2 protein-coding genes are annotated in these 1,291 nt (G+C 64.8%); both read left to right on the plus strand.

Annotated features, from left to right (window positions below; genetic code table 11):
• Positions 1 to 283: hypothetical protein (locus tag AN233_RS17575; protein ID WP_218055035.1), on the plus strand; the 283-nt coding region annotated here is incomplete at its 5' end.
• Positions 284 to 693: 410 nt separating this feature from the next.
• The coding region (locus tag AN233_RS01605; RefSeq protein WP_058365127.1) for a hypothetical protein at positions 694 to 1,291 on the plus strand (598 nt) is incomplete at its 3' end.

The raw sequence follows: 1,291 nt of genomic DNA on the forward strand, positions 1-1,291 counted from the left end.
CGCGACAGCAGATGGCGTCGACCAGTCTGCTGGGTTTGACGCTGATCGGGAGGTCTATCAGGGAGACAACTATGTTTATCTCGCAGTTTCGTCCGTTCATGGGCGGGACATTCACGTGTTCTCACAGCAGAAATCGGAGTACTACGAAACCACCTCCGAAGAGGGAGTGTGTTCCAACTGTCAGGCGTATGTCCGCCGATACGATGAGGATGACTATCTCACATGCCATCGCTGCGGGTGGCAGTACAAACCGTTGAAAGAGCGGCTTCGAAATCTCTTCTGACCGATTCTGGTTTCGGTGAGTACGTAGCGGCCCGCCCCGCTCGCCGCTGCCGCCCTCCGCGTCGCTCGCGACCGACCATTCCGGGCGGTCTGCCTGCAGTAGCGGGCGGACTGCCGGGCTAAAGTGCATGTGCCCTCGACGCCAGCGGGAAAGCGCGGGGGGTTGCGCGGCGTGGCTGCTCACCCCCCACGCTTTCTCCGCTGGTCGCTCGCTCCGGGCGGGTCGGCGCGCGGTGCTGGTTGGGGGTCACCTCATGCAGGCGCGCTCTCGCTCGCGCCCGGTAGGGCGCTCGCGAAGGCGCGAGCGAGAGCGCGCAGATGGTTCTGTCGGTCGTTGTCGTCGGAAAACCGCGATGTAGGAGCATCGCGGTGTCGGCGCGTGAGCGCCTTCACAGGTACGGTGAGTACCCAATGTCTAGTACCAACTCGAGTCGCAAGGTCGTTACGGTCGATGAACAGGCATTCGAAAAAGCGGGCGAGCAGGCGGTCGATGAGGACGGGTTCCCGGTCGTCGACGAAATGCCGGAGTTCGAGGCGGCGGTCGAGCAGGAGACGCAGGCGAAGGTGGATGCGAACCACCCGGACGGGATCGCGGACACGAGCGAGGACCGGATTCACGGTGTCACCCTCGAACAGGAGGAGCGCATTCGGGCGCGGGAAGCTGAACTGGAACGCATCAGTGCCCAGGCCGAGCTGGGAACGCAGGACGGTCGGGAGCAGCGCACGCGGGAGGTCGCCGCGCAAGGAAGCAAGCAGCGCCGGCGGGAGTTCCAGAAGCGTGCCGCGAGCGTGGACCCGATGGCCGACCCCGAACGGGATGATCCTCGCACGGAACTTTCCCAGGATGAACTGGCGACGGTGAACACCGAGGCAGACAGACTCGCGACGCGGGTGGATGGCTGGTCGCGTGCGGCGATCAGTCGACGTCTGGCCGAAGCGGTCGTCGACGGCACGGACATGACGAGTGCGGTCGTGCGGGTGTTCGAGGAGTTGCAGACGGCCCCGGGGG

Source organism: Haloparvum sedimenti (assembly GCF_001462205.1).
Lineage (GTDB): Archaea > Halobacteriota > Halobacteria > Halobacteriales > Haloferacaceae > Haloparvum > Haloparvum sedimenti.